The following is a 1844-nucleotide window of genomic DNA, read 5'->3' on the forward strand; positions in this document are numbered from 1 at the left end:
TATCGGGGGCTCACGCCGGCCAGGTTATTGCCCCCGGCCCCGGCGGGGGCCACCCGCCGGGGGCTCCGCCCCCGGACCCCCGGGATATTTTCGCCAAGGTGAAAGGGGGCGGGCATTGTCTCTCCGGTTTGGGCCGCGTAGTCTTGAAACCTCGACAAGGAGGGATTTCCGATGGCTGTCCCCGCCTCAAAAGCCGAGCTGCTGAGCGCCATTGCGACAAGCTTCGACAAGCTGATGCAGGACTGCGAGAGGGTTGCGCCGGAGCGGGCCAGAGAGCTGTCGATGGCGGGCCATGTGAACGGGTCGATGATGTCTCCGGCGGATCTGGTGAGCTATCTGATCGGCTGGAACGAACTTGTTCTGAAATGGCTCGACCGGGATGACCGCGGCGAGCCGGTCGATTTCCCCGAAACCGGCTTTCAATGGACCCAGCTGGGCGCCCTGGCGCAGAAATTCTACCGCGATCATCACGCCTTGGACTGGCCGGAGCTGCTGTTGCGCCTGTCCCGGGCACAGGCCGGACTGATGCGCGCGGTGGCGGCGCGGTCGGAGGACGAGCTTTACGGACGCCCCTGGTATGGCAAATGGCCGAAGGGCCGGATGATCCAGTTCAACTCGGCCTCGCCCTACGCCAATGCGCGCGGGCGCCTGCGCCGCTGGCTGAAGGAGCAGAGGTGAGCGGCGGCGCGCCCGCCCGCCCCCACTTCCCTCTTGATCCGCGCAAGCTTTCCCCGTATGCCGCGCGGGTCCGGACCGGAATCGGCTCGCGGACCCTTTTCCTTTGCCTGCGGCGGCCTGCTTCGGTCGCAGCACCGGGTTCTGGACGGGGCTTGAACAGGACGAACGATCCTCCGGCGGGCGCCCCTGGCAACAGGCGCGGACCCGAGCGAAGACCGGAGCTCTCGGGCGGCGACACCTTTGCGGACATAACCGCAAGCAACGAAAGGATTTGCGATGAACCTGATCGCACAACTCGAGGCGGAACAGATCGCCGCCCTCGGCAAGACCATCCCCGACTTCAAGGCTGGCGACACCGTGCGCGTCGGCTACAAGGTGACCGAAGGCACCCGCTCGCGCGTGCAGATGTATGAAGGCGTCTGCATCGCCCGCAAGGGCGGCTCGACCATCGCCGCCTCGTTCACCGTGCGCAAGATCTCGTTCGGCGAAGGCGTGGAACGCGTGTTCCCGCTCTACTCGACCAACATCGACAGCATCGAAGTGGTGCGTCGCGGTCGCGTCCGTCGTGCGAAGCTCTACTACCTGCGTTCGCGTCGCGGCAAATCGGCTCGGATCGCCGAAGTCACCAACTACAAAGCCAAAGCCGAATAAGGAGCGGGACGATGAAAGCCGATACCCACCCGAATTACCACCTCATCACCGTCAAGATGACCGACGGCTCCGAGTATCTGACCAAGTCCACCTGGGGCAAGGAAGGCGATACGATGGCGCTCGACATCGATCCGCTGGCGCACCCGGCCTGGACCGGCGGTTCGGCCAAGCTGATGGACACCGGCGGCCGCGTGTCGAAGTTCAAGAACAAATACGCCGGCCTCGGCTTCTGAGCTGCCGCGTGACTGGTTCCGAAAGGGCGCCCTCGGGCGCCCTTTTGTTTGCGTCGCGCCAGTGCGACATGCCAGAGGGGGCTCCGCCCCCGCCGAGGCGATGCCTCGGCCCCCCGGGATATTTGTCCCAAGGTGAAAGGGCACGGCGCAAGCCCGCCTGCGACGCAGGCCCGCCACGGCACCCGCTTTTCCTTGGCAAAATACGCAAAGGGGGGTGCGGGGGGCGAAGCCCCCCGCGGGTCGCCGCGGGGTGAGCCGAGGGGAAACACCACCCCCACCCGG

The 1844-nt window shown here is 66.1% G+C and carries 3 protein-coding genes; all 3 read left to right on the forward strand.

Annotated features, from left to right (window positions below):
* Positions 1-171: 171 nt before the first annotated feature.
* The 3 genes from FBT96_RS19075 (at position 172) to rpmE (ending at position 1562) form a co-directional block, all read left to right on the forward strand.
* Positions 172-678, forward strand: coding sequence for a ClbS/DfsB family four-helix bundle protein (locus FBT96_RS19075; protein WP_136909472.1), 507 nt, complete (start codon positions 172-174; stop codon positions 676-678).
* 276 nt (positions 679-954) lie between these two features.
* Positions 955-1329 (forward strand): 50S ribosomal protein L19, encoded by a 375-nt coding sequence (gene rplS / locus FBT96_RS19080; RefSeq protein ID WP_013066107.1) that lies wholly within the window; start codon positions 955-957, stop codon positions 1327-1329.
* 11 nt (positions 1330-1340) lie between these two features.
* Positions 1341-1562 (forward strand): 50S ribosomal protein L31, encoded by a 222-nt coding sequence (gene rpmE / locus FBT96_RS19085; protein ID WP_055211882.1) that lies wholly within the window; start codon positions 1341-1343, stop codon positions 1560-1562.
* The last annotated feature ends 282 nt before the right edge of the window (positions 1563-1844 follow it).

The sequence above is a fragment of the Rhodobacter capsulatus genome (assembly GCF_005144475.1).
In the GTDB taxonomy this organism is placed as follows: Bacteria; Pseudomonadota; Alphaproteobacteria; order Rhodobacterales; family Rhodobacteraceae; genus Rhodobacter; species Rhodobacter capsulatus_C.

What these genes read in the sequence shown, in the direction of transcription:
- rplS (WP_013066107.1), top strand. Translation starts at nt 955, where the DNA reads ATGAACCTGATCGCACAACTCGAGGCGGAACAGATCGCCGCCCTCGGC.
- FBT96_RS19075 (WP_136909472.1), top strand. Translation starts at nt 172, where the DNA reads ATGGCTGTCCCCGCCTCAAAAGCCGAGCTGCTGAGCGCCATTGCGACA.
- rpmE (WP_055211882.1), top strand. Translation starts at nt 1,341, where the DNA reads ATGAAAGCCGATACCCACCCGAATTACCACCTCATCACCGTCAAGATG.